The following is a 24656-nucleotide window of genomic DNA, read 5'->3' on the forward strand; positions in this document are numbered from 1 at the left end:
GTGATACTCTAACCTACGGGGAGCCCCTCTGGCCGCCCGTTTGGGCGCTTAACTCAGCGGTAGAGTGCCACCTTCACACGGTGGAAGTCGCAGGTTCGAATCCTGCAGCGCCCACCATACAAATCCCCCAATCTTCTGTGCGTTCTTCCGGCGATAATACGCGTCGATGTGACTGTGCATCAACAAGTTGCGCTCAGCGCCGCACTCAGCCAGTCCATGCCGGTGTCTTATCATGGAGCAATGTGCCCGCACGTTCGAACCCCTTCAAGACAGGAAGGATCGCGACCGATTAATGCTTGTTGAGCAACTCTCCCCCGATCAGCCAGCCTGCGATTTCTGTATTGTGGGCTCCGGCCCGGTCGGCATGGCCCTCGCCCTGGAACTCGACGAGTTGGGCCAAGAGATTCTGCTCCTCGAGTCGGGCGGCAGCGATCTCGACTCCAAGATCGCCGATGCCTCTCGGGCCCAGATCGTCGATCAGCGACGCCACGCCGACATGAGCCTCACCGTCTGCCGCGCCCTCGGCGGAACCTCCTGGACCTGGGGCGGCCGCTGCGTTGCCTATAACGACGCTGACTTTGCTGCTCGCAATTTTGTTCCGGACGCCGCGTGGCCCATCACCCACGACACCATTCGTCCCTGGTACGCGACCGCCTCAAAGTATCTGCTCTGCGGCAACGACCATTTCAACATTCCCTACACGCGCGCCTTAACCGGCGGGCTCACCATGGACTCAGTCGAACGCTGGGCCACTACCCCTCGCTTGATCGAGATTCATCGCGACGCGCTCATCCGTTCCCAGCGCATCAAGATCAGTCTGCGCAGCACCGTCGTCGGTCTCTATGTGAACGAAGACGGCAGTTGGGTTGAAAGCCTCGAAGTTGCCACTCCCGCCGGCCCGCGCACAGTGAAGGCCCGCAATTTCATCCTGGCCCTCGGCGGCGTCGAAACCAGCCGCTTCCTGCTCTCTATCCAGCAAAAGAATCCGCGCCTGTTTGGCGGGATCGATGGACCGCTCGGCCGATATTACATGGGCCACCTTTCCGGAAAAATTGCAACCTTGCAGTTGCGCAATCCAGAGTCTGTTTCCGACCTCGATTTTCATCTCGACGACGGAGCATGGTATCGCCGGCGTCTGATGCTGACGGACGAAACACAGCTGAACAACAAGCTGCTCAACGCCGTTTTCTGGGCTGACAATCCGGCTTTCTACGATCCCAGTCATCGCAGTCCCGTCCTCTCAGCCACGTTTCTGGCCATCGCCTTTCCGCCCACCGGTCGCCGTCTCCTCAGCGAGGCTATTCGTCTTGCCCACACCGGTCCTCGCCCTTACAAAATCGCCGCGCACCTCCGCAACGCCATTCTCGGCGCACCCGGCGGAGCAGTGGATTTGTATCGAGTCCTGCGCGATCGTTTTCTCGCCAAGCCGCGCAAGCCCGGCTTTATTGTCCCCAACAAGGGCGGAAGCTATGCCCTGCATTACCACGCTGAGCAGGCTCCAAATCCGCTAAGCCGCATCACCCTGACAGCAGAGAAAGACGCCTTTGGAATGCCCCGCGCATCCATCGACATGCGCTATTCCTGTCAGGACGTGGACAGCGTACTCGAATCGCACCGCCTGCTTGACCAGGCCCTGCGCGCCAATCAAATCGGGCAACTCGTATACTGGAATTCTCCTGAAGAAACCCGCGCATGGGTCGAAGAAAACGCAGGCGACGGATTTCACCAGATAGGCGGCGTGCGCATGGGAACCGATCCGTCCACCAGCGTCGTGGATCCCGATCTGAACGTGCACGGCCTGTCGAATCTCAGCATTGCCTCGTCGGCCGTCTTCCCCAGTGGTAGTCAGGCGAATTCAACTTTACTTGCCGTGGCTCTGGCCATGCGTCTCGCTCACCGCCTTGCAAATTCAACCAGCCGGCCATAAACAATGCGCACAAGTGATATCAACATCTCCGGCCAGTCGACACCTTTGAAGAACGTGTCGGTCATCGGCCTTGGTTGCGCCGCCATGCTCGGACGGGCCGGACGTCGCGAATCACTTGCCGCTCTGGGCGCCGCCTACGACGCCGGCATCACCTTCTACGACACCGCGCGTTCCTATGGCTACGGTGCTTGCGAGGGTCTGCTCGGCGAATTCTTCAGCACGGGTCGCCGCAGTTCCGTTGTTCTTTGCACAAAATTCGGCATTCTTCCCGGAAATCCCGGCGGCTGGAAGCAAAGAGTGAAGCCTCTAGCGCGTGCTGTGCTCGGCATCGTCCCACAGCTTCGCGGAATGGTGAGAAAGCATGCAGCCGATCAGTTCGTGCCCGGCCAGTTTTCTGTTGCCACGCTTCGATCGAGTTTTGAAACCAGCCTTCGCGAGTTGAAGACCGACTACGTCGATATCCTTCTCATGCATGGTCCGCCCGCAGGCGCCCTCCAGGACGAAGATATCCTTGAAGAACTTCGCCGCCTCGTCGACACCGGCAAAGTGCGCCTCGCCGGAGTATCCGGGGAAGGTGATGTCATTCGCACTGTGTTCGGGCAGCACTCACCGGTTCTGCAAGCAGCCCAATTTCCGATGAATCCTTTCTCGATGCACCTCGCATCCCAAACCCTCGACGCTGCGAAGTCGCTGATGCTCATCGCCAACCACCCTTTCGGCGGTGCCGAAGGAATCGCCAACTGTCGCACCCTGATCGACCGTCTCCGCCAGGATCCAGCCGTCCCGCAACCCCTGCGCGAGAAACTCGACGCGCGTGACCAAGGGCTGCTCCCCGAATTTGTCCTGAACAGCATCATTCGCGACACTGGCATCTCGGTCGTAATTCCGTCGATGATGAAACCCGCGCATCTCCACAGCAACATGCGCGCTATCGATCAGTGCCGTTTCTCGCCCTCGGAACTCCAGTTCATTCGCCACTCGCTTGCAGCAAATTCGCAAGGCCACTAGACGCGCTGGCGAGGCCGCGCTGCTTTATCATGGCTTCCATGTCGAAGAAGCTGCGCTGGGGTGTTCTAAGCACTGCCAGCATCGGAATCAGAAAAGTCCTGCCGGCCATGCAACACGCCCAGTACACCACTGTGGACGCCATCGCCTCGCGTGATCTTTCCAAAGCGCAGGCCGCAGCCGCCAAGCTCGGTATCCCCAAAGCCTATGGATCCTACGAAGAGTTGCTCGCCGATCCCGACATCGACGCCATCTACAATCCCCTGCCCAACCAGATGCACGTGCCTTGGACCATCAAATCTGCCGAAGCCGGCAAGCACGTTCTCTGTGAAAAACCCATCAGCCTCACGGTTGCCGAAGCCAAAACACTGCTGGCTATCCGTGCTCGCACCGGTGTCAAAATCGGCGAAGCCTTCATGATTCGCAGTTATACGCAATGGCTGCGCGTTGCCAAACTCTTGCGCGAAGGGCGCATCGGCCAATTGCGTTCAGTCGCAGGATTTTTCAGCTACTTCAACGACGATCCCGCCAACATCCGCAATCACATCGAGTCCGGCGGCGGCGCGCTGCTCGACATCGGCTGCTATTGCATCCAGGCTGCGCGTTATGGATTCGGCGCGGAACCTCGCCGCGTCATCGGCCTGATCGACCGCGACCCAAACTTCAAAACTGACCGTCTCACCTCAGCGATGCTCGACTTTGAAGCAGGCCACGCCATCTTCACCTGCAGCACGCAGTTGGTTCCCTATCAGAAGGTCTTGTTCTTCGGCGCCACCGGTCGCATCGAGATGCAAATCCCATTCAACGCACCCATAGACCGCCCCACCCGCATCCTCATCGACGAAACCGGTGAATTGTTCGGCAGCGGCATCAAGGTTGAAGAATTCCCAACTGCCGACCAGTACACCATGCAGGGGAATGCCTTCTCCCGCGCCGTCCTTGAAGGCGGCGAAGTTCCAGTACCCCTGGAAGAAGCCATCGCCAATATGGCCGTCATCGAAGCCATCTTTAAATCTACCGAAACACTGCAGTGGGAGAAACCGGCAAACTAGCTGGCGAGTTTGCCACGCTTCCGCCAATGAAAAGGCCCCTCATCGGGGCCTTTTTAGTTGTCTGTCTCTATCTCAACATCAGAAATAGGCTAGCCACTGAAACCACATTGAGTCCGCATCCTGTTCAAAGGATTTCGACAATTGCGTTGTGCCTTGCACCATTACGATGTTTTCGTTCGCCTCGGCTGTGTAGTCGATGGCGTGGGAAGAACCGGAACGGTACGCCCAGGCATCATCCATGTACGCGTACGCATAATTCGGCAACGGATTGGTGAATGAACCGTTCACTTCGGTTCGTTCAACAATCCACTCAGCGGACAATCCGGAGAAGGTGGTTTTTGGGGGAATGGCGATCGTTGCCGATACAGCCTTCTTTGTGTTGTAGTTCGCCAGGTAGTAGACGCCCACGATTTTCCCGCTCTGTACCGCGACCGCCGAATATGCGTAGATAACATCGCCCGGCGCGACGGTAAGATTTTTGACGATAACTTCTGCTTCGGGAATAAATTCGATCCATGCGTAATAGGTCGCCTTTCCTCCTGTGAATTGCTGCTCCGTTCCATCCTGAATCAAGTCGTTGCACTTGCAGTTGCCGTCAATGCCTACCCATTCCGACATGAAGCCATTCGTGGTCGAAGTAGAGCTGCCCACATTGGGAACAACCCACAATCCAACCACCTCGTCGAACACCGGGCTGCCGCCGATGAGGGACCATCCGCTCCAATTGCCTGAGCTACTATGCGTCGTATTCTCAACTACGGTGGACTGTCCTACACGCTGATTTGGACGGTGGTATCGACCGGTATTGACGACAAGTTCCGGAGTGATACGGGTGACCGACACAGCCTGCAACCAACGGCCATACGCTTTTGTATCGCTGATATCCGGTCGCTTGGGAAAACCAAACTGCTGGAGTTCTGTGTCGGAAGCGGCCGCTGGATCAAATCCCTCAGGGACGCTGTTGTAAGTCGTGATGTTGGGGACTCCCGGCAATGCAACCGCCGTGGAATACTGTTGAGCGTCAGCGGCGAGGCAGCCGATTGCGAGCACGGCCGCCATTGCGAGTGAATGTGGAATTGATTTGGTCATGACCTCTCCCGGCTGCGGTAGCAGCCGCAGTTGTGCCGGTTGGCAAAAACTTGCCATAGATCGAGCCTCTGGTTACGCGGGGGAGGTCTAGTGCTCGACCACTCTTGTCGGCTGTTTGGGGAACTTGCGAAATAAGTAATCACAGAAGTATTCCGCAATTACTTAGAGCAGTTAATTCTTACACTCCCTTCAATCTGAGCTTGCATCGTAAGGCCCATTGATAGCCTCGAGTTTCACCCGCGGCATTGCCGTGGGTGTACTCAAGAACTCGGGCATCCGTAGCAGGAAATCACTACCTCAATCGGCAATTAATTTCACTGCTCCCAGGCAACAAGCAAAAGCTTCTTTCGACTTACAGAGAGAAGGGGAATGAGATTCAAGGTGGACGACTTTGCCTCTTTGATTCATCCATCCGTTTACAGGTTGTAAATGTTCCTTCGAGAAAATTTCGAACACATTAGTTCTTACAAAAATTTGCTCAGCCAATTGCATTGCTTTGCCGGGTAAATCGTCGCACGCACCAATTCAGCGTGCCATTTTGCAATTTATTGGTGTGCTGGATCACATGTCGAGCGAGCAGAAGCCGGTTACACTTTGGAAATTGTGAGCCTCTACAATGCCTGTCGATGAAGAGTTAGCTACCCTGAGCTACAGCCATGGGGAAGACCGCCCCCTCCTCAACCTGACTATCGGCGATCTCCTCCATCGCACTTCGAGCCGCTATCCCAATCGTCTAGCTTTAGCCTCGCGTCATCAATCCCGCCGCATGACCTGGGCTCAACTCAGCGACGCCGCAGATCGCGTCGCTCGCGGTTTATGGTCGCTTGGAATTCGTCGTGGCGATCGTGTCGGACTCTGGTCGACCAACTGCATCGAGTGGGTTATGCTGCACATGGGCTGTGCCTGCGCAGGCGTCGCGCTGGTCAACGTGAACCCCGCCTATCGCTCTCACGAGTTGCAATACACGTTGACGCGGTCACGCATGAAAGCAATTTTTCTCTGGCATCAGGATAAGCGCGCCGACTATCAGGAAATACTCGAACGCGCCTGCCACGGATTGAGACTTGATTTACAGCACACCATCTACTTCGACTCGCCCGCATGGCCCGCGCTCCTCGATGCCCCCGGCCAACTGCCCGATCGCGTTGCTGTCGAAGACGTCGCCAACATCCAGTACACCAGCGGCACAACCGGCCTGCCCAAAGGCGTGATGCTCACGCACCACAACGTAGTGAACAACGGACAATTCCTCGCCCACGGGTTCCACTACTCCGAACTTGATAGCATCGTTGTGCCGGTTCCGCTCTTCCATTGTTACGGCTGCGTCATAGGGACCATGAGTGCCCTCAACTCCGGCGCCGCACTCATCCTGCCCAACTGGACTTTCGATGCCCGCGCCACCCTGCAAGCCGTGCACGACGAACGGGCCACCTCGGTCTACGGCGTACCCGCCATGTACGTCGCAGAGTTCGGCCTGCCCGATTTCTCCACCTTCGACTTCACCAGCCTGCGCACCGGCATGATGAGCGGTGCACCCTGTCCTGTAGAGCTCATGAAGCGGGTGCTCAATGAGATGCACATAGGCGAGCTCGTTATCGCCTACGGTCAAACTGAAACCTCACCCGTTGTCACCATGAGCGACGCCAGCGATTCGCTGGAAATTCGCGTCAACACCGTGGGCCGAGCCATGCCACAAACTGAAATCCAGGTAATATCCACCACTGACGGAGCGCGTTTGCCCATCGGAATGCAGGGCGAACTCTGCGTGCGCGGATACGCGGTGATGAAGGGCTACGACGGCGACCCTGTTGGAACCGCCGATGTGGTCAAGCCTGACGGCTGGCTGCACACGGGGGATCTCGGCGTGATGCGCGCAGATGGCTGCATTCACATCACCGGTCGTTCGCGCGATGTCATCATTCGCGGCGGAGAAAACATCTACCCCCGCGAAGTTGAAGAATTCCTCTACACCAATCCCAAAGTCGGCGAGGTCCAGGTTGTAGGAATTCCTAATGAGCGTCTCGGCGAGATCGTGGTCGCATGGGTCCGTCTGCGCCCCGGTGCCGAAGCCACCGAAGGCGAAATCCGTGAGTGGTGCAAATCGCAAATCGCGTATTACAAAATCCCCGAGCACGTGCGGTTCGTTGATGAATTCCCGGCTACCCTTTCCGGAAAGATTCAGAAGTACAAGATCCGCGAATTCGAAATCGAAGCGCGCGGTCTGCAATCTATCGCAACCACCGCAACCGCCTGATGAATTTTTCGATTCGTTCGATTGCCCGGAAATCGATCCCGGCATCCTAAGACTTCAGCAAGAGGAAAGACGCAAGATTTGAGAGCAGTGGGACGGCGCTCATGTGCAGCGCTGTTACGTTTGTACGATCTTGTTCACCAACCCCTGGAGGTAATTATGGCTCAGACAGATTTTTCTACCGGCGCCCTTGCCGCTTATTTTGAAAACAGCAGCGATGCCCGCAAGGCGGTCGATGCGCTGCAGAAGGCAGGCTTCTCATCCGCCCACCTCGGCGTCGCACATCACGGCTCATACACCGGCGAGTCCTCGACATTCGGCAACACAATCGTCTTCGAAACGGAGGACAAGGAGCCCTCGACTTGGGACAAGATCAAGTCATGGTTCAGCGGCAGCGAAGCTGAAGCACGAAAGGAAGATGAAGCACCCGGCGATGCTGCAAATCGCAAAGTCATTCCGCCGGCCGCCGAACGCCTGGACGAGGGATACGACGAAGGTTACGACGATACCTCCGATCTGCAGGGTTCGTTTACAGCCATGAATATTCCCGATGATCGGGCTCGCTACTTCGCGCATCGTTTCAGGAGGGGAAAGGATGCTGCCGTCGTCACCGTTCAGGCCGGCGACCGCACGGCTGAAGCACAATCCATCCTGGCGCAACATAACGCTGACTTTGGTGAAAGCGCCGTAACCTATGAGTATGCGGCGGAAGACAGGTCCTACCCCGGCGACCACATTCGCGAAGATACCCTCAATGACACACCCCGCAACGTGCAGTTACTCGGCGTTTTACGCGTGCAGACCGTGCGCGTCATTCCCGCCGACCAGGCACTTGGTAGAAAAGATCCGGGACGTGAACTGCCCGGCGACGTAGATAGCGAAGGGTTGTCAGACGATGAAGAGACGGGTCGAGAGCGATCCGCGTAGCCCCTGAATGCTAAGCGGCAGTCGCGACCGCAGCGGTTCTGGTGACCGTGACGACAGTGATGTCGTCCTCTTGCCCGAACCGCTTTGCCGTCTCAACAATTTCAGCCGCAGACTTCATAGAGACCTCCCGCGCGCGATCGAAGCCAAACAATTCGCCACCCGGCTTTTGTGCCTCAATCACCCCGTCGGAATAGAACGTAAGACGGCTGCCGATGTTCATGTGAAACTCGGTTGACTCATACTTCGCGGAGCTTGCGACCCCGAGCGGCAACGCTCCGGGAAGTTCCACTTCTTTTCCATCGAGATAGGGAGACAAATGCCCGGCGTTCGCGATGGTGACCTGCCCATCCGCACTGATGCGGGCTATGAGCGCTGTAGACAATGCACCGCCAGCGCGCCCCACGAGTCGCTCATTCAAATTTGAAAGCAGTTCGGCAGGATCTTTCGTGAATTCCGCCACTCCACGAATCGCGCCAACCAGCACAGACACCAGCATTGCGGCAGGCAGACCTTTGCCTGCGACATCGCCAACGACGATCAGAATGCCCGCCTCGCTGTCCGGAAGTATCTGGAAGAAATCGTCGCCAACCTGCTGCGCCGGCACATAGGCCGACTCCACCTTGAAACCCGGTACAGCGCCAGTATGCTCTGGGACCAGAACGCGTTGGACTTCCTGGGCCGCCGCCAGTTCGCCCTCAAGCTGCGCCTGTCTCCGGCTAATGTTCGCTGACCGCCGCAGGATGATAATGGACAGCGTAAGCGTCGACAGCATTCCGGTAAGGCTATGCAGCGAAACGGAGAATGGCCCAGCAGGCAGTCGATCGATCAGGTTCAGTCCACGAAGCGCTGTCTGCCGCCACGCCGGAGACTGAAAGAGCGTACTGAAAACTACCAAGGCATAAATGTAGAAGCTGAAGAGAACGACAGGAACAAGAAGAAGACCGGCTTCACGATTTCCGCGTCGCCAGTGGATGATCAGCACAATCGGAATGACTACTGAAAGAAGCACAACGAACGGGAGACCGGTTAGGGCCTGCAACTGGACTGGCAGAGTAATAAACCATCCCTGAAGTCCAGCCGTGAAGTCCGCAATTCCCGTGAGCAGAAGGATGATGCGCCACACCCAGCCAACGCGCTGATGCACGAATGCGAAATACAAGGACACCCAGATGAAAGGCGCCGCGAGCCGTGGAAGCGAACCGAACAACTCCCAGATCACAGGCATATTGTGAAATGTAGTAACGAAAGGTAAAGGCGTCTCGAAGAGAATCAGCGCACCCACCGCGAAAATCCAGAGATACACAGTCTGCTGCCGTTGCGACATCCACAGCACCAGCGCCACGAATCCAAGCAGGATCACCAGTCCGCGATCCAGCCAATCCATGGCATTAGCTCCGATCGCCGTAAGCCAGTTGTCGCGATAGAGCGTCTGTTCCTGGCCGATCGAAAGGTTCGACGCGGAATATCCCGGCTGCTGACCGTGCCATTCAACATTGCCGATGTGAACCCGCATCGCAACCACCAGTTCTCCACCCGCATTCATCTGGTCAGGAATTGGTACCAGAACCCTTGCATTCGACGTGTACGCGACCCACGGCGAAACACTTCCCAGTACCATCAATCGTTGCCCGTTTACATAAATCTCAAATGCCTGCGAAATGAGGCACTCACTTAGTGCCAGGCCGCTTGTCGCGGGATCAACCTTGATGTGAAGCCGATACCAGACCACTGCGGGAAGTTGCGGATACAACGCATCAATCGACTTGTGCGGATCGAACACCTGCCAGTGCGAGTCATCAAAGTTCGGATCGGCGTAGGCAGGATTGTCGCCAGCCTGAACTAGCCACTTCACGTCGCCGAGGCTCGCCGGCTGAAGAAGGCGGGAAGCATCGAAGTTTTGGGGATGCGCGCACGGCACGACGAAAGCTGGAAGCAGGAAGGCGAGAAGCGGGAGACATCGAAGCAAACGCGACGCGAAGCGCCAAGACATGAGTCCGACTACCTTCCTAGGAATTCCTGCCCATCAGCTAACATTCGGACGCAAAGAGAACATAGAAACGGCCTGATCGGTTCGGCTACCGCGTCTCCCCGGTGCGAAGAATTGCTTTAGTCGACTTGTTATATCGCCCCGTCAGCGCATTCCAGCGAACGATCGCGAGTTCTTTAAGCATCTGCAACCCGTCGCGCAAATAGCTCATTCGGCTACGCTCGTCGTGGGCCCAGCTTACCGGAACCTCGACCACACGGAATCCGCGTTTGATGGCGATAAACAGGATTTCAGGGTCAAATCCCCACCGCTCAATCGTCTGAAGCTGGAAAACCGTCTGCGCCGCGGACCGCGTAAACGCCTTGAAACCACACTGCGTATCGGCAAACGGCAACTGCATCACCATGCGGCAGACTGCGTTGAAGCAGCGTCCGAAAAACTGCCGGTAAAGGGGTTGGCGGTGGACCTGCCGTCCACTCTCCAGCCACCGCGATCCAATTGCGATATCGGCGCCGTTCGCGATGGCGGCAAACAGGCGGTCGGCCTCGTCCATCGGGGCCGACAGATCGGCATCGGTAAACATGATGATCTCGCCCTGCGCATCGAGCACTCCAGCTCGAACACTGTAGCCTTTGCCGCGATTTCCGGGGTTTTCCAGCAGCCGGACCTCGGGCGCGCTGAGGGCAAAATCGCGCACCAGCTTCGCCGTTGCATCCGTTGAACCGTCATTGACAACAATCACTTCCGCGGGCCAGCGGTTGGCGCGGACAGCGGCGATTACCGACTTCAGAGTCGCCGGAATGCGGGCGCTCTCGTTGTACGCCGGAATGACGATGCTGTATTTCGGATACTGCACGAACGATCCGCTCCTTAACGCGATAACGGGGCCGGCGACGAAAGACTCAGGACATCATAACGCCTAGCCTTACCCCGATGTTCGCCCCTCACGAAAAAGAACGGCGACCGGGCTTGGTTTGGCGATTCGCCGGCGGGCAATTCCACAGAAGAATTGGTTTTTTCTTAACTCCCTGTGCCGAATGCGTTTATCCTGTGGTACGGAGGCCCGAGGACATGACGAAGGCAGATCTGGTGGAAAAGGTTACCCGGCTGGGCGATCTCACTCGCCGCGATGGCGAGGTCATCGTGGAGACGGTTTTTGACTCGGTGATTTCTGCATTGCAAAGCGGCGACAAGATCGAAATTCGCGGCTTTGGTTCCTTCCGAATTCGCCAGCGCAATCCCCGCATTGGCCGCAACCCGAAGACCGGAGAGCGCGTGGAAGTTCCCGCCAAGCGCGTTCCGTATTTCAAGCCATCAAAAGAGTTGCGCGACCTGGTAAATCCCGGAGAAGCAGCACCGGCAGCCTAGGTCGTTTATAAGCACCAGTCTCGTGCGTTGCTCGTCTCGGATGAGAGACTTAAAGCGACCTCAAAGCGAAGCTGCGACCCATTTCTCGGTCGCAGCTTTTCCGCGTTCTGAGCCCTTGGAACACCGAGCTGGCGGCGCAGGTCTGCCAATGCAGCCTTCGGCACTCTAACTTTGTTGAGCGTAAGCTTGAAGGAAGTAGTTGATTATTACCCTTCTCGCCCTTTGCAATCCAGGCTTCGCTCCAGACGAGTGTCTTCCAAGCAATCAACTGAACGACTGAACTGCCATGAGTCTCATGAAGAAGGCGAATGCGAAGGATTATCAATGCACTCGAATGTAGGACTGAGATACATCTGTATCGACCGGACGATCGACCATTGGTTGCCGCTGCAACCGAAGCGGATCCGAAGGCGCGCCTCCAGAAATCAACGATAAAGAGGTGAATACTCGTGCGAAAGGAATACTGGGAATATGGATGTGAAAAGTTGGCACTGGTCCAACTGGGCACTTCAGGTGCTTTGGATAAGATGCAAATGTCCCCGCTGTAATTCGGTCCGATTTAAGCAGGCAGAATTGCGTCCATTTGATAAGTGGCTTTGCTTCTTGCCATTTCACGCGGTGCGATGCATGTTCTGCTGGCGTCGCTACTACTGGGTCACGTTTCGCGCGGCACCAGTCGAGTGACCATCAGCCGCGCATCCCGATCACGCTCATCATCCGCCCTGCATGCCCGTGCGAGGCGCGATGCGAGAAGAACAGTTCCGTGTGGCAACTCGTGCATCCGCCGGTAGTGCTGATCGCTGAAACTTTCAGTCCTGCGTCGAGAAGCTGCCGCCGATTCGCCTCAATCAGATCGAGATGCATCGCCGGACCGATTGGCGAATGTCCCGGGGCACGCTGCGTCAGAAACAGCAACGGATACTTCTTGCGCACCTGATCGGAATCGAAAACTTCGCGAAAGAGTTCGCGCGCGTAGCTGAATTGCGATTCGAATTCCGAAAGAACTTCTTCCCCTACCGCATAGCAGCACTGCCCGACGCCCGGCCCGATCGCGGCGATCAAATCCTCCGGCTGCGAGCCAAACTCCAATCGCATTCTGCCAACTCCGACTTCCACGATGCGCTTTACGGTTCCGCGCCAGCCCGCGTGGAAACCCGCGACCACGCGACGTTTACGATCAGCCACGAGCACCGGAATGCAGTCTGCGGTTTGAATTGCAATCAGAACTCCGGGCTCCGCGGTGATCACGCCATCTGCCTTGCACGGACGCTCACGATCCGCATCCCCTTTACCCGCAACCACCACCAGACTCGAATGAAACTGCCGCAGCGTCACAATGGGCGTGTTCGACGATCCAGTCACAGCCTCCGCCAGCAGTCTGCGATTCTGCATCACTGCATCACGGCCGTCCGCTGCGGTGAATCCGAGATTCAACTCTCCTGGAGCATCCTCGGTGGCATAAGCCCGGCTCACCCCGCCCACTCGCGTGCTGAATCCATGCCAAAGCCACTTGCTCAACGACTTCCTGTCGCGCCACGCAGTCACCTTAAGCAACCCCACTCCGCTTCCCAGGACATCTGGCACCGGTGTCGGTGCAAAAAGCTCTTCTCCGCTCGCAGTTTCCTGGCGAAGACGGCGAAGCCGCGACGTTATTCCCGGCGCTGAGTTGCGGCGATTGCGAACCAGCCCGGCGACCTTGATCAGATCGTCAATCGGCCGCACATTCTCGTCGGATTTATTGGATTTAATACGTGGGGTGGGAATGGACTGCTTCACAAGTTCGATTGTAGCGGGGACCAATTAGCTCAGCAGAGAGAGCGAATGGGCCCACCTTCCGGTGAGCCCGCTCGAGAGGCATTTTATAGGAGGGAGGTCCTGAAGGGGTCGAGAGAAGGGGTCTATTACAGACCCTTAAAAGGAGTAGTTGCCTTTCTTGGAAGGGCCAAATTCGAGGAAGCCTCTGCTAATTACTAAGTGAGATGCGCCACCCAATCAAACGTTGCCCCCCTTGTACAAAAAATTATTTGTCATTCGTGAAGTACGCTGAAGAGGGCGACGCCTAGCTTCTGCTTAAAATCTCTCGATCCCACCTTCCACGCAATACTCTTGGCGATAAACTTACTTATTTTGAATGATTTACTGCTTGGGTAGATGTGGCGCCTCGTCTTGTTTCACCTCTGGGCCCTCACCTGGGAACGGCCAGTTCTTGTCTAAAATAAGTTCTTTCTCCCGCTGATTCTTAGGGACTTTATTTATCTGCAGGTTCTCTAGCAGATGCACCCCGGTCTTCCCGGCAACCACGATATCGATGTCGCCATCTTTGTCCAAATCCTCGGTTACAAACTGCGTCCCAGCCCCGGCCGTCCCATTCACGCTGATGGGATAACGGCTGAAAGACCCCGTCTTGCGACCGATCTTGTAGTAGTAGATAACCAGTGGATCGTACGAGCCTGGATCATTCCCGTTGTGCCCGCGATATCGCTTGCCCGCCAGCAGTTCCGGCTCTCCATCTCCATCGATATCCACAAGCTTCAGCGCGTGAACCTGCGAGAAGGACTCATCAATCGCCTGCCCCACCCAGTGGCGATTGTCTCCCTCGCCGACCTGCTGCAGCCAGTAGAGCCCATAGCTATGCCCATGCCCATAGATAACGTCCATCTTGCCGTCGTTGTTCACGTCATACCCAATAATCGGAAATCCGGCGTCGCCCATCTGCCAGTCAGGATGCCACTCCCAATCGTTCTTGTTGGCGTCAACCTGCTTCAGCCATCCTGTGGGTGTCAAAATGTCGGCTAGCCCGTCGCCGTCGATATCCGCAACACCCACTCCGTGGCCATCCTGCTCGGGATTGCCCGCGTGATGGACTTTAGGCTCCGGTCCCGAAAAATCGATCCAGATAATTCCCGAGTGGTTGTAATGTGCAAACACGAGGTCGGGCACGCCATCGCCATTCACGTCTGCCATCACTCCGCCCTCAGTGTCGTAACTGTCCGTGATGAAGTGCTTCTTCCACTCCGCTCCTAGCGTTTTAGGATTCTCATACCAGAAAATCCCATTCGTCATCCAGCCGGCCGTTACGATGTCGGGCGCGCCATCATGATTTACGTCAATGGTCCATTCGCCGCAGTCAGAAACAAATTCTCCCAGCGTCCCCGCCTCGCGATACTGATGGCGCTTCCATTCGCCGCCGTTCGCTCCGGGATTCTCGTACCAGTAAGCGCCGCTCACAATATCGGCAAATCCGTCTCCATTCATGTCCAGCGTGGTCACGCCCTCCGCATGATCCGTGCCCAGACGATGCGCCGAAAATGTCACCTGCGCCGCGCCCCCCGGTCCGCCGCCTGCCGTTGTCTTTTTTTCCGGTTGCGCTGCGCCCCACGTAGCGAAAATCAAAAGGGAAACTGCGAGAAACGCGAAACGCGCTTTGAGTGCCATGACATGGACCTTTCCATTGCGTGAACCGGCTTCTGCTGCCTTGAATTCAGCGAACACTGCGTCTTCGGAACCGGCGTCAAACGAAAGCGCGTATCGAACTTAGATCTTTGCGCGAATTCCGAATCTGCTCTGTGATCTCGCACGCCATTCTCAATCGCGCGGGGTCACGCACGCAAGCCAATGCGCACACGCTGTCGCGGCAAGATGGGTTTTCTCAATGGACGAGGACGCGAAGAGTTGCAAGGAAGGAAATAAAAGTGAAGAGCCGACCAATCAGGCCGGCTCTCGGATCGAGGGACAGCAATCAGTCCAGCAGCCCATAACGACGCTTCACGCTCTCCAGCATCTGGGGAGTCGTAAGCCGCGCGCGCATCTCCGCTTTGCGCCGTTTGTCCAGCAGCATCAATTCAGGATTGCTGCTGAGAGCCGCACTCCTTCTCTTGGCCGAATTAATAGCGCTCTGGCGAGCATTCTGATTCTTTTCGATGCGCAATCTCCATGCCGCTCGCAAAGCGCCCGTCAATGTCTCGCTGTCCGCGACCGCCAGCCGAATATGCGTCGCGCCGTTGCGTCCCCATGTACCTGCCACGGGAAGAAACGCGTCGGGCTGATCAGCCAGGAAAGCTGCCTGCGTCTCCGGATTCAGCATCAGGTTGCCATATCCGTGCCGCTCTGCAGCCAGGGTGGCAAAAATTCTTCCCCCTACGCGGAAATCTGCTGCGCCCATGTGCGAGCCTTCTTCAGCGCCTTCCAAACTCAACGCAATCCGGCGGAAATCAGATGCAGTCACAATCGTTACTCCTCTGTTGTTTTCACTTGTCGCTTTTCTTGCGAAACCCACGGACATTCTGTCGAAACGATGATCTACGCACGATCGGGCATCCTATTGATCCCCTATCCAGTTATCTGCGTTTTCAGGAAGGACTTGCGGTTGACTCGCTGTATACCCTGTTCCAGTTTTCCACTCGGTCAGCCTTCTCCCGGCATGAAAAGTTAGATGCTGATTTTCGGGATTGAGACGCTCGCTAATTTTCAACTTCAAACGCTCTGGTAAGCGCCGTGATTCGGCGGAACTCTAAACAAGGGGCTCGGATCGCAATTGAGCGCGGCCTCGTTCCAGTCTCGACGGCATATCCAGGACTTGCTTTTCGCCTTAGATTCCCGGATACGTCTCACAAATAAACCGAAAATTATGATGGTGCGCGAGAGAAGCGGTCCTATAGGATGATCTCGCTTTCAACCCCATCGGCGACGCGCAGCTTTTCCCACGGATTGTTCAGTTGTTTTCAGGATTTCGAGCAAGAACCGGAGAGTCAGAGTGAGAGCCATTGCATGCGAAGGCCGCAAGGCTGCTACGTCGGCTTGGGTTCGCCCATCCGTGCGCGATGCGTGGCTTTTCTCTGCTGCGTTGCTGCTGACCGGCGTCTCGCATGGTGCCTATGCGACGGAACAGTCCCCAAGCTCTCCCAAATCGTCGTTGCAGCAGCACTACGACGAAGCGTTCCGGCTGCAAGAAGAGGGCGACCTTGCACGGGCGGATGCGGAGCACAAGGTTTTTCTGGCAATGCTGCTCCATCAAATCGCCAATGCACGGGCCAATCTTGGTAAGTATGCGCATGCGGTGCCCGTCTACGATGAGGCGCTAGGACTAATGCCGGAGAGCATTGATCTGAACCTGGATTACGCCGGAGCGGCTCTCGACGGGTTTGATTGGGGCCGCGCCAAAACGCTGGCCTCTACGACGCTGGAATTGCTGAAGAGCAGCGGGCAGCCTGCCGACCCCGCTGCAATCTCTCTACTGGCGCAGGCAATGATGGGCAAGGGTGAATACAAAGAGGCGGTGGAACAGTTCAAGACGCTGGCCACGTTGCAACCCGGATTCGAAAGTTCCTACGCACTGGCAGGAGCCTACCTCGCGCTTGGCGATAAGGCTAATGCAGCGAAGATTTTCTCGGATATACAGGGCAAATTCGGGGACACTGCGGATTTTCATTTCAAGGTCGGCCGACTTTACGGGCAGGCGACATTCTACGAAGACGCCATCCATGAATTCAAAAAGGCGATTGCGAAAAATGACCTGCTGCCTGGCGCCCACTTCTCTTTAGGCGCCACATACATGATGCAGACCGGCGAGCCGTCTTATAACGAGGCAGAGCCAGAGCTTCGCAAAGAACTCGCGGTCGATCCCAGACAGCCCCTGACTTATATAGCTCTCGGCCGAATCGAACTGATCCAGCGCAGGTTTGGAGATGCGGAATCAGATTTGAAGCGCGCCATTGAGTTTGATCCGCTGAGCACGGCGGCTTATGCGCTTCTGGGACAACTCTACACAGAGCTGGGAAAGATTGATGATGCTGAGGCAGCGTTCCGCAAGCAGATAGCAATAACTCTGGTTCCGGCAAAAAACGAATACGAAGTAGAGCGTGCTCATTTCTGCCTGGGCCGACTGCTTATAAAGACCGGCAATCTTACAGAAGGCCGTAAGGAACTGGATATTTCGCGCGATCTGCTGAATGAGAAGGCGCAACAAGCAGAGTCGAGGCTGCATGGAAACACGGTGTTCAAGTTACAGGATGGAAAGACGCACGAAGCCAACCCCGAAGACGTTGAGGCACTGGAAAAGCTGGAGAGCGACGCGGGACACATGATCGCCAGCAGCTATGACAGCCTTGGCGTCCATGCTGCAACCGCCGGAGATTTTGGGACCGCGGCCGGATATTTCCGGCGCGCCGCGCATTGGGACTTCAAGCTTGGAAATATCGATAACAAATGGGGCCGAGCAGCATTTGCCGCTGGCGACTATTCAGATGCAGTGGGCCCGCTGCAGAGGGCCCTCGCGTTGCATCCGGAAGATGACGGTATTCGCTCGATGCTCGGCATGAGCCTTTTTGTGATTCAGGATTACGCTCAGGTCTTTCAGGTGCTGCAGCCCATGGAAGCGACACTGGATGCGAAGACTCCGGTGGGTTTGGCTTATGTCGGGTCCATGGCGATCGCTCGAAATTACGAAAAAGGGATGGCTCAATTGCTGTCTCTTGAGACTGCTCATCCGGAGGAGGAGGAGATACACCGACTTATCGGAGAGGCCTATGCAAGCAGGAAGCTTTATCGCCAGGCCTCGCAGGAGTTACGTACAGCTTTGCGTTTGCAGCCCACTAGTGCGGCAGCGAAGTTTGCGTTGGCTCGCATCGATTTGGATCTCGGAGAAAAAACGCAGGCACAAACTCTGTTATCTGAACTTGCCAGAGCCGGATCGAAGGATGATGCGGTGTACTATCTGCTGGGCCATCTGCAGTACCAGTCTGGATTGATCAAGGCCGCTGTAGACAACCTGGAGACCGCCGTCAAGTTGAACAAAGACAATGCGGCCTACCATCGCGAGTTAGCTGAAGCCTACAGGAAGATCGATCGGCCGCGTGATGCTGAGAGTGAACTTCAGAAATCGGCGACACTGGAATCTAAAAGTACGCACACCGCTCCTGAACAAGATCCCAGCCCGCAATCAGCACGCACTACGCAGTGGCGCTGATCAATTGGCTATCGAACTCCTCGTTCAGCCACTTCGAGAACGCAGAGAACTCCTCATCTCGACCTAGGAAATCGCGCACCATCTGCCGACCAGGCTTCGAACCGCCCTGCTCCAGCACCAGCTTTCGATATCGCGCTCCCGCGTCGCAGCCCAGCGGATCCTCCGTGTCGAACTGCCCAAAGAAGTCCAGCGCAATCACTTTGTCGAATGCATACGTGTAGTAGTTTGACGAGTAGCCTGTCAGATGTCCGAAGCTCGCATACATGCGATTGCCATCAAGCCAGGTCCACGGCACCAGCGATGTGTAGAGCCGCTTCGTGATCTCATCGAAATCAATCTGCGCCGGATCCTGATCGTGCAGATCGAGTGACAGCGTGGTGTAGTAGAGCTGCGTGCGCACCCAGTCGGCACGCCCAAATGCTCCCGCTGTTTTCATCTTGCGAATGATCTCTGCCGGAAGCACTTCACCTGTCTCGTAGTGCTTCGCAAAATTTTGCAACAGTTTCTCGTCGCGGAAGAATTCTTCCAGCATCTGCGACGGCACTTCGATAAAATCACCCTCCGTCGAAAAGCCTGAAACCCCGGCCCACTCCGTCTGGCCTCCGAGAATCGCATGCATCAAATGCCCGAACTCGTGGAAGTAAGTCACCACATCGCTGTACTGAAGCAATCCTGGATCATCTGTATCACCGCCGGGAAAATTACAGATCAGCGCAGCCTCCGGCATATAGCGCCCGCGGACACCGGTCACCACCGGCGCCGCCGAAAACCACTTGTCCTTCCCTTCGCGCGGATGCATGTCGAGATAAAAACGCCCGACCTGAATTCCTTCTTCGAACACATCGAACACACTCACCGCCGGATCCCATGCTGTTGCATCTGACTTGCGAAACTCAATCTTGAAGAGCTTGGCTGCAGTCTCAAGAACGCCTGCCTCAACCTGCTTATACGGGAAATACGGGCGGACCGATTGTGAATCGAAATCAAACTTCGCCCGACGGAACTGCTCGTACCAATAACCACGGCTCGTAATATCAATCGTCTTCAATCCCGGCTGCCTGCCGCGCGCGAAATCCAACACCAACTCATGCTCGCGCACCGCACCTTCTCGGCTTGCATCTTCGAGCTTCGCTAGAAATGCCCGCACATTCGCCGCCGACCCCATCATCTGGTCCGCAGTCGCGAGGTCAGCCCAGCTGCGGAACCCGAGTACCGTTGCAATCTCCTGCCGTGTCGACAACAGGTTCAGCAGGATCTGCTTGTTCACTGGGTAAGCGCGCGTGTTGTAAGCCACAAACATCCGCTCGCGCAAATCGCCATTCGACGCAAACGTCATCACCGGTTGCATATCCGGCTGGTCGGTCGTCAGCGTAATCTGCCCACCCGCATCCGGCTGGTGCCGTCCCAGGTAATCCGGTGGCAGGCCCTCCAGTTCCGCCTGCGTGGCAACAATCGTCTTTCCGCCTTCCTGGATATTGCGGCTGAATTCCAACGACGACATGGTCGCCTTCTCGTGCAGCGCCTGGATCCGGTCGCGGGTCTCCTTGTCTTTGTCCACGCCTGCCAGCCGATAGCCTAGGAGCGTGCGCTCCACAAAATGCTGCGTCGCCGCGCTCGCTCCCGTCATGTCCATCGCAACCAGCGCGTCGTAGACTCCGCGGTTCAGGCTCAAAGCGCTGCCAGTCATCGCCACGCGCTGCGCTTCCATCTGCGCCTGATCCCGCACAGCCTTGTCCGCCGCAACCGAATTCAGCACGCCTGCCTGAGCCCCGGCCAGAGCCAGATGCTCAATCGCCGCATCGTAAAGCTTCAGAGTGTTATCGACCGTGCGCGGACCTTCAACCGCCAGTAGTGCCGCGAGCGCAGCCTCATGCGCTGCCAACCTCGCGCTTACCCATGCAGCCAGCGCCTCGGGTGAACTGGCTCCGCCGGCCTCCCAGGCATGAACGTCTTTCGTTACTTGAGCGGCAGCAACGGTCTCAACAGGCATTTTGTGAAAAACCCTCCGAGTTCTAGGTTGCCACATCCCACCGACAACTCGCATTCCACCGCCAACTTGCTGCTTTTGCGAAACGCGCAGAAGTCAGATTAGCAATCGTCGGGGGTAGGGATTGATCGGAAGTTTGGAGTTACCATGCGCCTCTTTCCCTCAAGTTGGTGTTGGTGACGTATATCGCGCATAATCCAACCAAATTCGCCATGGAATTTGACCCGAAAAGTTACGAAAGAGCTTATCTTGCTGTTGCATACGAAACCCCGGCCCACTAATATGCGTCAATCGACAAGATATGCCTCATTCCGAAACTCTAGCGCCGCCTCCCACTTCCGTAGCCCCTCCCCGGCTGCGACTCGGGAAGCTGTGCGTCGCGATCCAGGGAGGTTCCCCGGCGGAATTGATGAATCGGGCAGAGACCGCATCAAAACAATTCAAATTCATAGAGTTGCGGTTAGATTCCCTACCAAAACCCGCCAATGCGGTGTCCTATCTCAAGCAGTTCATGGGCGAACACAAAGATGTCACCGCGATCGCCACCTGCCGCCGCAAGGCCCACGGCGGTGGATTTGATGGCCCCCTCAGTGCAGAACTCGAAATCCTGACGAAGGCCGCCCAGGCCGGCTGCCACATTATTGATCTCGAAGTCGAGTCAGCCGAGGAGTGCAAAGCGGCCCAGCTGAGTAAGCTCCGTACCGCAGGAGCCGCCGTACTCATCAGTTTTCATGACTTTAGCCGAACCAAGGGCTTGGAGCAGGCCGCCGACCGCATCGAGATCTTCAAGCCTGATTTCGTAAAAGTAGTGTCCACGGCACGTAGCCTCGTCGACAATATGGCAGTCCTCCGCCTCATTGAAGACCGCTCGCTTGCCTCCCATGTTGTCGCCATCGCCATGGGAGAAGAAGGCCTAGTCAGCCGGGTGCTCGGCCCCAGAGCCGGAGCCGCCTTCACATTTGCCTCCTATTCCGAAGGCACCGAGACTGCTCCCGGGCAGATAAAGGCCGAGACTTTGCGCGACGTCTATCGACTGGAGCACCTCGACCACGCCACCCGCGTCTTCGGCGTCGCAGGCAATCCGATCGCCCACTCGCTGTCTCCGCTGCTCCACAATGCAGCATTTCGACGCGAGGTCGTGAATGCCGTCCTGCTCCCACTGAAGTCCAAGTCCGTGCAGGACCTGCTGACTCTGGCGTTAGAACTGCCCCTCGCCGGATGCGCCATCACCATGCCGTTGAAGACTGAGGTGCTGCCGCATCTTGCCAACATGGACCCGCTTACGTCGCGCATTGGCGCCTGCAATACGCTACGCATGGGCGCTGACGGAAAGCTGTACGGCTTTAATACCGATGTGGCCGGAGTGATCCGCCCATTGGAGCGGCGTCTGCGTCTTAACGGTGCCCGTGTCGCCGTGCTAGGTGCCGGGGGCGCAGCGCGTGCGGCCGTGTTCGGCTTGGTGGAACAAGGCGCCGAAGTGCTGGTCGTCAACCGTACCCACGAGCATGCAGTGTCCCTGGCTAGACAGGCCAAGGCAAAGTCGCTGAAACACGAGTTGCTGGCAAAGCAGCACTTCGACGTGCTGATCAACGCCACGCCATGCGGCATGGCCGGCTCCAAGCAGGCACTTCCTATCGCGGAGAATGAGCTCAACGCTGGGCTGGTCTTCGACATGGTCTACAACCCGCTGGAGACACCGCTGCTGAAACTCGCAAAGTCGCGCGGCCTGCACGTCATCAGCGGGCTTGAAATGTTTGTGCAGCAGGGAGCGCGCCAATTCGAGATCTGGACAGGCAAGCCCGCACCGGAGTCGGAGATGATGCGCGTTGTGGAACACGAACTGCGCAAACGCACATAGCGGTACCAAACTCCCTAATTCAAAACAAAACCCAGCATCGCTCAGCACCGTCACGCCCAATTAACCGTCCATTACCTCAGCGCTGTAGCAGTTGCCGATGTTTCCTGTCGCCATTTAGGTTGAAACTGGTTCATGAGAACTTCCCCTTCCCCTGAAGTAAGCCGAGGCTTTGATACGAGGCTGGCGCGGCGATTTCGACGCTGTCTTCGAAACGTTCGGGCCTGCGTTGCCCAACGGCTGATCTTTGGTTCTCTTGCGTTCATTTCTGGCTGCGGCTACTTCGTCAATCCCAATGCCGTAATTCCCAGCGGACCTGGAACCCCCTCGCAAAGCGGTTCCGTGACCATTTCACCCACGTACGTAGCGCTTTCAACGGGGCAGAAATTTCAATTCACAGCGACTGCCGCCGGCGGAGGCCCCCTCGAATGGCTGGTGAACGGAGTCGTAGGCGGGGCGCCTGCGACCGGCCAGGTAGACACATCCGGAAACTACACCGCACCCGCTGTGATCACCCAGGGCGAGAACATTTCGGTGACCGCCGCATTGGTTTCGTCACCAGCGCAGAATTATGCCACTGCCGTAGCTGCCATCATTCCCGGATCGCAGGTCTCCTGCCCCGGCGCCACTGGAAGTCCCTTAGTCGCCGCATACTCCATCAATCTTCCGTCCTCCGGTAAGGTATCTGTTGAGTTTGGAAAGACGACCGACTACGGACGCAACACTTGGCAAGTTCCGAGCGCAGCCCAGGGCGGCCAGGTGAAGGTGCTGGTTGCAGGCATGATGGGAAACACGCTTTACCACATGCGCGCAAAGGTCACGCTCGACAACGGTGCGTCCTATTCCGACGTTGATCACACATGTACTACTGGAATTCCGCCGCCGACACCCGCCGTACAGATCAGCTCTGCCAGCGGTGCCACTCCTCAGCCGGGCATCGAGATTTGGAACACCGTCATCCCTTCCAACGTCATCCAGGCCTACGCCACCGATCTGCAGGGCAACATTATCTGGACCTATCTCTACCAAGGCTCGACCGTCGATCTGATCCAAGGCATCCAGCTTTTGCCCAACGGCAACATGCTGATGCTAATCTCATACCTTTCGTCCACCACGGTGAATGGGACATTGGGCCTGGTTAACGACGTTCGGGAAGTCGATCTCGCCGGAAACCTGGTTCGCGAGATCACCATGGACACGTTGAACCAGAAGCTAGCTTCGTCAAGCCTGCGCGATGCAAGCGGAAATGTCTACGCGTTCAAGAGTTTTCACCACAGCGTAATCGCTCTCCCCAATGGCCACTGGGTAATGCTGGCCACCTACAACAAGAGCTACAGCAATCTGACTGGTTACCCGGGAACTACATCGGTGATTGGCGACGCGATTGTGGATGTAGACGCGAACGGCAATCCCGACTGGGTCTGGAACACCTTCGACCATCTCGACGTTAACCGCCATCCGATGAATTTCCCGGACTGGACACACTCGAATGACATGGTCTATTCGATCGACGACCACAATCTGCTGTTGTCAATTCGCCACCAGAACTGGATCATCAAGATCAACTTCGTCGACGGCACCGGCTCCGGCAACGTGATGTGGAAGCTGGGCGAAGGCGGCGACTTCAAGCTAGCGGGCGGCACCGACCCCACCGACTGGTTCTATGCGCAACATGGCCTGAGCTTCTTCTCGCCGAATACTACGGGAGTCTTTCGCCTCGGATTGCTTGACAATGGCAACGATCGAATGTTTCCGAGCGGCCCCGTCTTCTGTGCACCACTCAAGCCGCCACTTGCCTCCTGCTACTCCACCATCCCCGTGCTTGAATTGAACGAAAGTGCCATGACGGCGACGTTGATCACGCACTATCAGCCGCCGCCAAGCTATTTCTCGTTCTTTGGAGGCAACGCCGATCTGCTGCCAAACGGCGACATTCATGCCAACTTCAGCGCTGCGGTAACCGGTGCCATCGTTCAGGAACTGAATCCGCAGGCAACACAGGTGATCTGGCAGGGCACCACCCCCAATGCGTACCAGTTCCATGCCTACCGGTGGCCGAGCCTGTATCCCGGCATTCAGTGGTAGGCGTCGGGTGATTACTTTGTGCGGACTATGTTTACGGCCTGAACATCACCACGATGGCTGAACGATTTACTGAAATTGATATTGCAATTCGATGACACTTTGGCGCCCGTATGAATCTAACAATATCTAACGCACAAGTTCTGCGCGTCGAGGTACGTT

General features: G+C 56.7%; 16 protein-coding genes and 1 tRNA gene. 10 read left to right on the top strand and 7 right to left on the bottom strand.

Going from position 1 to position 24656, the window contains the following annotated elements; genetic code table 11:
- Positions 1–42 precede the first annotated feature (42 nt).
- The 4 genes from P8935_RS22570 (at position 43) to P8935_RS22585 (ending at position 3984) form a co-directional block, all read left to right on the top strand.
- A tRNA-Val gene (locus tag P8935_RS22570) sits at positions 43–117 on the top strand.
- A 175-nt stretch (positions 118–292) separates the two neighbouring features.
- Positions 293–1927 carry a GMC oxidoreductase gene (locus P8935_RS22575; protein WP_348262568.1) on the top strand — a complete coding sequence of 545 codons (1635 nt, stop codon included), beginning with the start codon at positions 293–295 and terminating at the stop codon, positions 1925–1927.
- Between the two features lie 3 nt (positions 1928–1930).
- Positions 1931–2935, top strand: coding sequence for an aldo/keto reductase (locus P8935_RS22580; RefSeq protein ID WP_348262569.1), 1005 nt, complete (start codon positions 1931–1933; stop codon positions 2933–2935).
- Positions 2936–2964: 29 nt separating this feature from the next.
- Positions 2965–3984, top strand: coding sequence for a Gfo/Idh/MocA family oxidoreductase (locus P8935_RS22585; protein ID WP_348262570.1), 1020 nt, complete (start codon positions 2965–2967; stop codon positions 3982–3984).
- Between the two features lie 78 nt (positions 3985–4062).
- Here the strand turns inward: P8935_RS22585 and P8935_RS22590 are convergent, their stop codons facing one another.
- Positions 4063–5073 (bottom strand): G1 family glutamic endopeptidase, encoded by a 1011-nt coding sequence (locus P8935_RS22590; RefSeq protein ID WP_348262571.1) that lies wholly within the window; start codon positions 5071–5073, stop codon positions 4063–4065.
- A gap of 616 nt (positions 5074–5689) precedes the next feature.
- Here P8935_RS22590 and P8935_RS22595 point away from each other — a divergent pair.
- Positions 5690–7327, top strand: a complete 1638-nt coding sequence (locus P8935_RS22595; RefSeq protein WP_348262572.1) for an AMP-binding protein — start codon at positions 5690–5692, stop codon at positions 7325–7327.
- Between the two features lie 156 nt (positions 7328–7483).
- On the top strand, positions 7484–8251 hold the full coding sequence (locus P8935_RS22600; protein WP_348262573.1) for a hypothetical protein: 768 nt from the start codon (positions 7484–7486) through the stop codon (positions 8249–8251).
- Between the two features lie 10 nt (positions 8252–8261).
- Here the strand turns inward: P8935_RS22600 and P8935_RS22605 are convergent, their stop codons facing one another.
- Entirely contained in the window at positions 8262–10241 is a 1980-nt protein-coding gene (locus tag P8935_RS22605; protein WP_348262574.1) for a SpoIIE family protein phosphatase, read from the bottom strand.
- A gap of 85 nt (positions 10242–10326) precedes the next feature.
- Positions 10327–11094 (bottom strand): dolichyl-phosphate beta-glucosyltransferase, encoded by a 768-nt coding sequence (locus P8935_RS22610; protein WP_348262575.1) that lies wholly within the window; start codon positions 11092–11094, stop codon positions 10327–10329.
- A gap of 215 nt (positions 11095–11309) precedes the next feature.
- On the opposite strand from P8935_RS22610, the gene P8935_RS22615 reads away from it, so the two are divergent.
- A complete protein-coding gene (locus tag P8935_RS22615) occupies positions 11310–11606 on the top strand; it encodes an integration host factor subunit beta (RefSeq protein WP_348262576.1) in 297 nt (98 codons plus the stop codon).
- A 687-nt stretch (positions 11607–12293) separates the two neighbouring features.
- Here the strand turns inward: P8935_RS22615 and pgeF are convergent.
- The 3 genes from pgeF to P8935_RS22630 form a co-directional block, all read right to left on the bottom strand.
- Complete coding sequence (gene pgeF / locus P8935_RS22620; RefSeq protein ID WP_348262577.1) at positions 12294–13406, bottom strand: peptidoglycan editing factor PgeF; 1113 nt, start codon at positions 13404–13406, stop codon at positions 12294–12296.
- Positions 13407–13742: 336 nt separating this feature from the next.
- Complete coding sequence (locus P8935_RS22625; protein WP_348262578.1) at positions 13743–15098, bottom strand: VCBS repeat-containing protein; 1356 nt, start codon at positions 15096–15098, stop codon at positions 13743–13745.
- 247 nt (positions 15099–15345) lie between these two features.
- Positions 15346–15831, bottom strand: a complete 486-nt coding sequence (locus tag P8935_RS22630; RefSeq protein ID WP_348262579.1) for an MmcQ/YjbR family DNA-binding protein — start codon at positions 15829–15831, stop codon at positions 15346–15348.
- A gap of 528 nt (positions 15832–16359) precedes the next feature.
- Between P8935_RS22630 and P8935_RS22635 the strand changes: the two genes are divergently transcribed.
- Complete coding sequence (locus tag P8935_RS22635; protein ID WP_348262580.1) at positions 16360–18570, top strand: tetratricopeptide repeat protein; 2211 nt, start codon at positions 16360–16362, stop codon at positions 18568–18570.
- Here P8935_RS22635 and P8935_RS22640 read toward each other — a convergent pair.
- Positions 18554–20560, bottom strand: a complete 2007-nt coding sequence (locus tag P8935_RS22640) for a M3 family metallopeptidase (RefSeq protein WP_348262581.1) — start codon at positions 20558–20560, stop codon at positions 18554–18556. The genes P8935_RS22635 and P8935_RS22640 overlap by 17 nt on opposite strands.
- A gap of 298 nt (positions 20561–20858) precedes the next feature.
- On the opposite strand from P8935_RS22640, the gene aroE reads away from it, so the two are divergent.
- Together aroE and P8935_RS22650 are read left to right on the top strand one after the other, a co-directional pair.
- On the top strand, positions 20859–22415 hold the full coding sequence (gene aroE, locus P8935_RS22645) for a shikimate dehydrogenase (protein WP_348262582.1): 1557 nt from the start codon (positions 20859–20861) through the stop codon (positions 22413–22415).
- A 132-nt stretch (positions 22416–22547) separates the two neighbouring features.
- Positions 22548–24497, top strand: a complete 1950-nt coding sequence (locus P8935_RS22650) for an aryl-sulfate sulfotransferase (RefSeq protein WP_348262583.1) — start codon at positions 22548–22550, stop codon at positions 24495–24497.
- The last annotated feature ends 159 nt before the right edge of the window (positions 24498–24656 follow it).

Source organism: Telmatobacter sp. DSM 110680 (assembly GCF_039994875.1).
In the GTDB taxonomy this organism is placed as follows: Bacteria; Acidobacteriota; Terriglobia; order Terriglobales; family Acidobacteriaceae; genus Telmatobacter.

What these genes read in the sequence shown, in the direction of transcription:
- P8935_RS22575 (WP_348262568.1), top strand. Translation starts at nt 293, where the DNA reads ATGCTTGTTGAGCAACTCTCCCCCGATCAGCCAGCCTGCGATTTCTGT.
- P8935_RS22580 (WP_348262569.1), top strand. Translation starts at nt 1,931, where the DNA reads ATGCGCACAAGTGATATCAACATCTCCGGCCAGTCGACACCTTTGAAG.
- P8935_RS22585 (WP_348262570.1), top strand. Translation starts at nt 2,965, where the DNA reads ATGGCTTCCATGTCGAAGAAGCTGCGCTGGGGTGTTCTAAGCACTGCC.
- P8935_RS22590 (WP_348262571.1), bottom strand. Translation starts at nt 5,073, where the DNA reads ATGACCAAATCAATTCCACATTCACTCGCAATGGCGGCCGTGCTCGCA.
- P8935_RS22595 (WP_348262572.1), top strand. Translation starts at nt 5,690, where the DNA reads ATGCCTGTCGATGAAGAGTTAGCTACCCTGAGCTACAGCCATGGGGAA.
- P8935_RS22600 (WP_348262573.1), top strand. Translation starts at nt 7,484, where the DNA reads ATGGCTCAGACAGATTTTTCTACCGGCGCCCTTGCCGCTTATTTTGAA.
- P8935_RS22605 (WP_348262574.1), bottom strand. Translation starts at nt 10,241, where the DNA reads ATGTCTTGGCGCTTCGCGTCGCGTTTGCTTCGATGTCTCCCGCTTCTC.
- P8935_RS22615 (WP_348262576.1), top strand. Translation starts at nt 11,310, where the DNA reads ATGACGAAGGCAGATCTGGTGGAAAAGGTTACCCGGCTGGGCGATCTC.
- P8935_RS22640 (WP_348262581.1), bottom strand. Translation starts at nt 20,560, where the DNA reads ATGCCTGTTGAGACCGTTGCTGCCGCTCAAGTAACGAAAGACGTTCAT.
- aroE (WP_348262582.1), top strand. Translation starts at nt 20,859, where the DNA reads ATGCCTCATTCCGAAACTCTAGCGCCGCCTCCCACTTCCGTAGCCCCT.
- P8935_RS22650 (WP_348262583.1), top strand. Translation starts at nt 22,548, where the DNA reads ATGAGAACTTCCCCTTCCCCTGAAGTAAGCCGAGGCTTTGATACGAGG.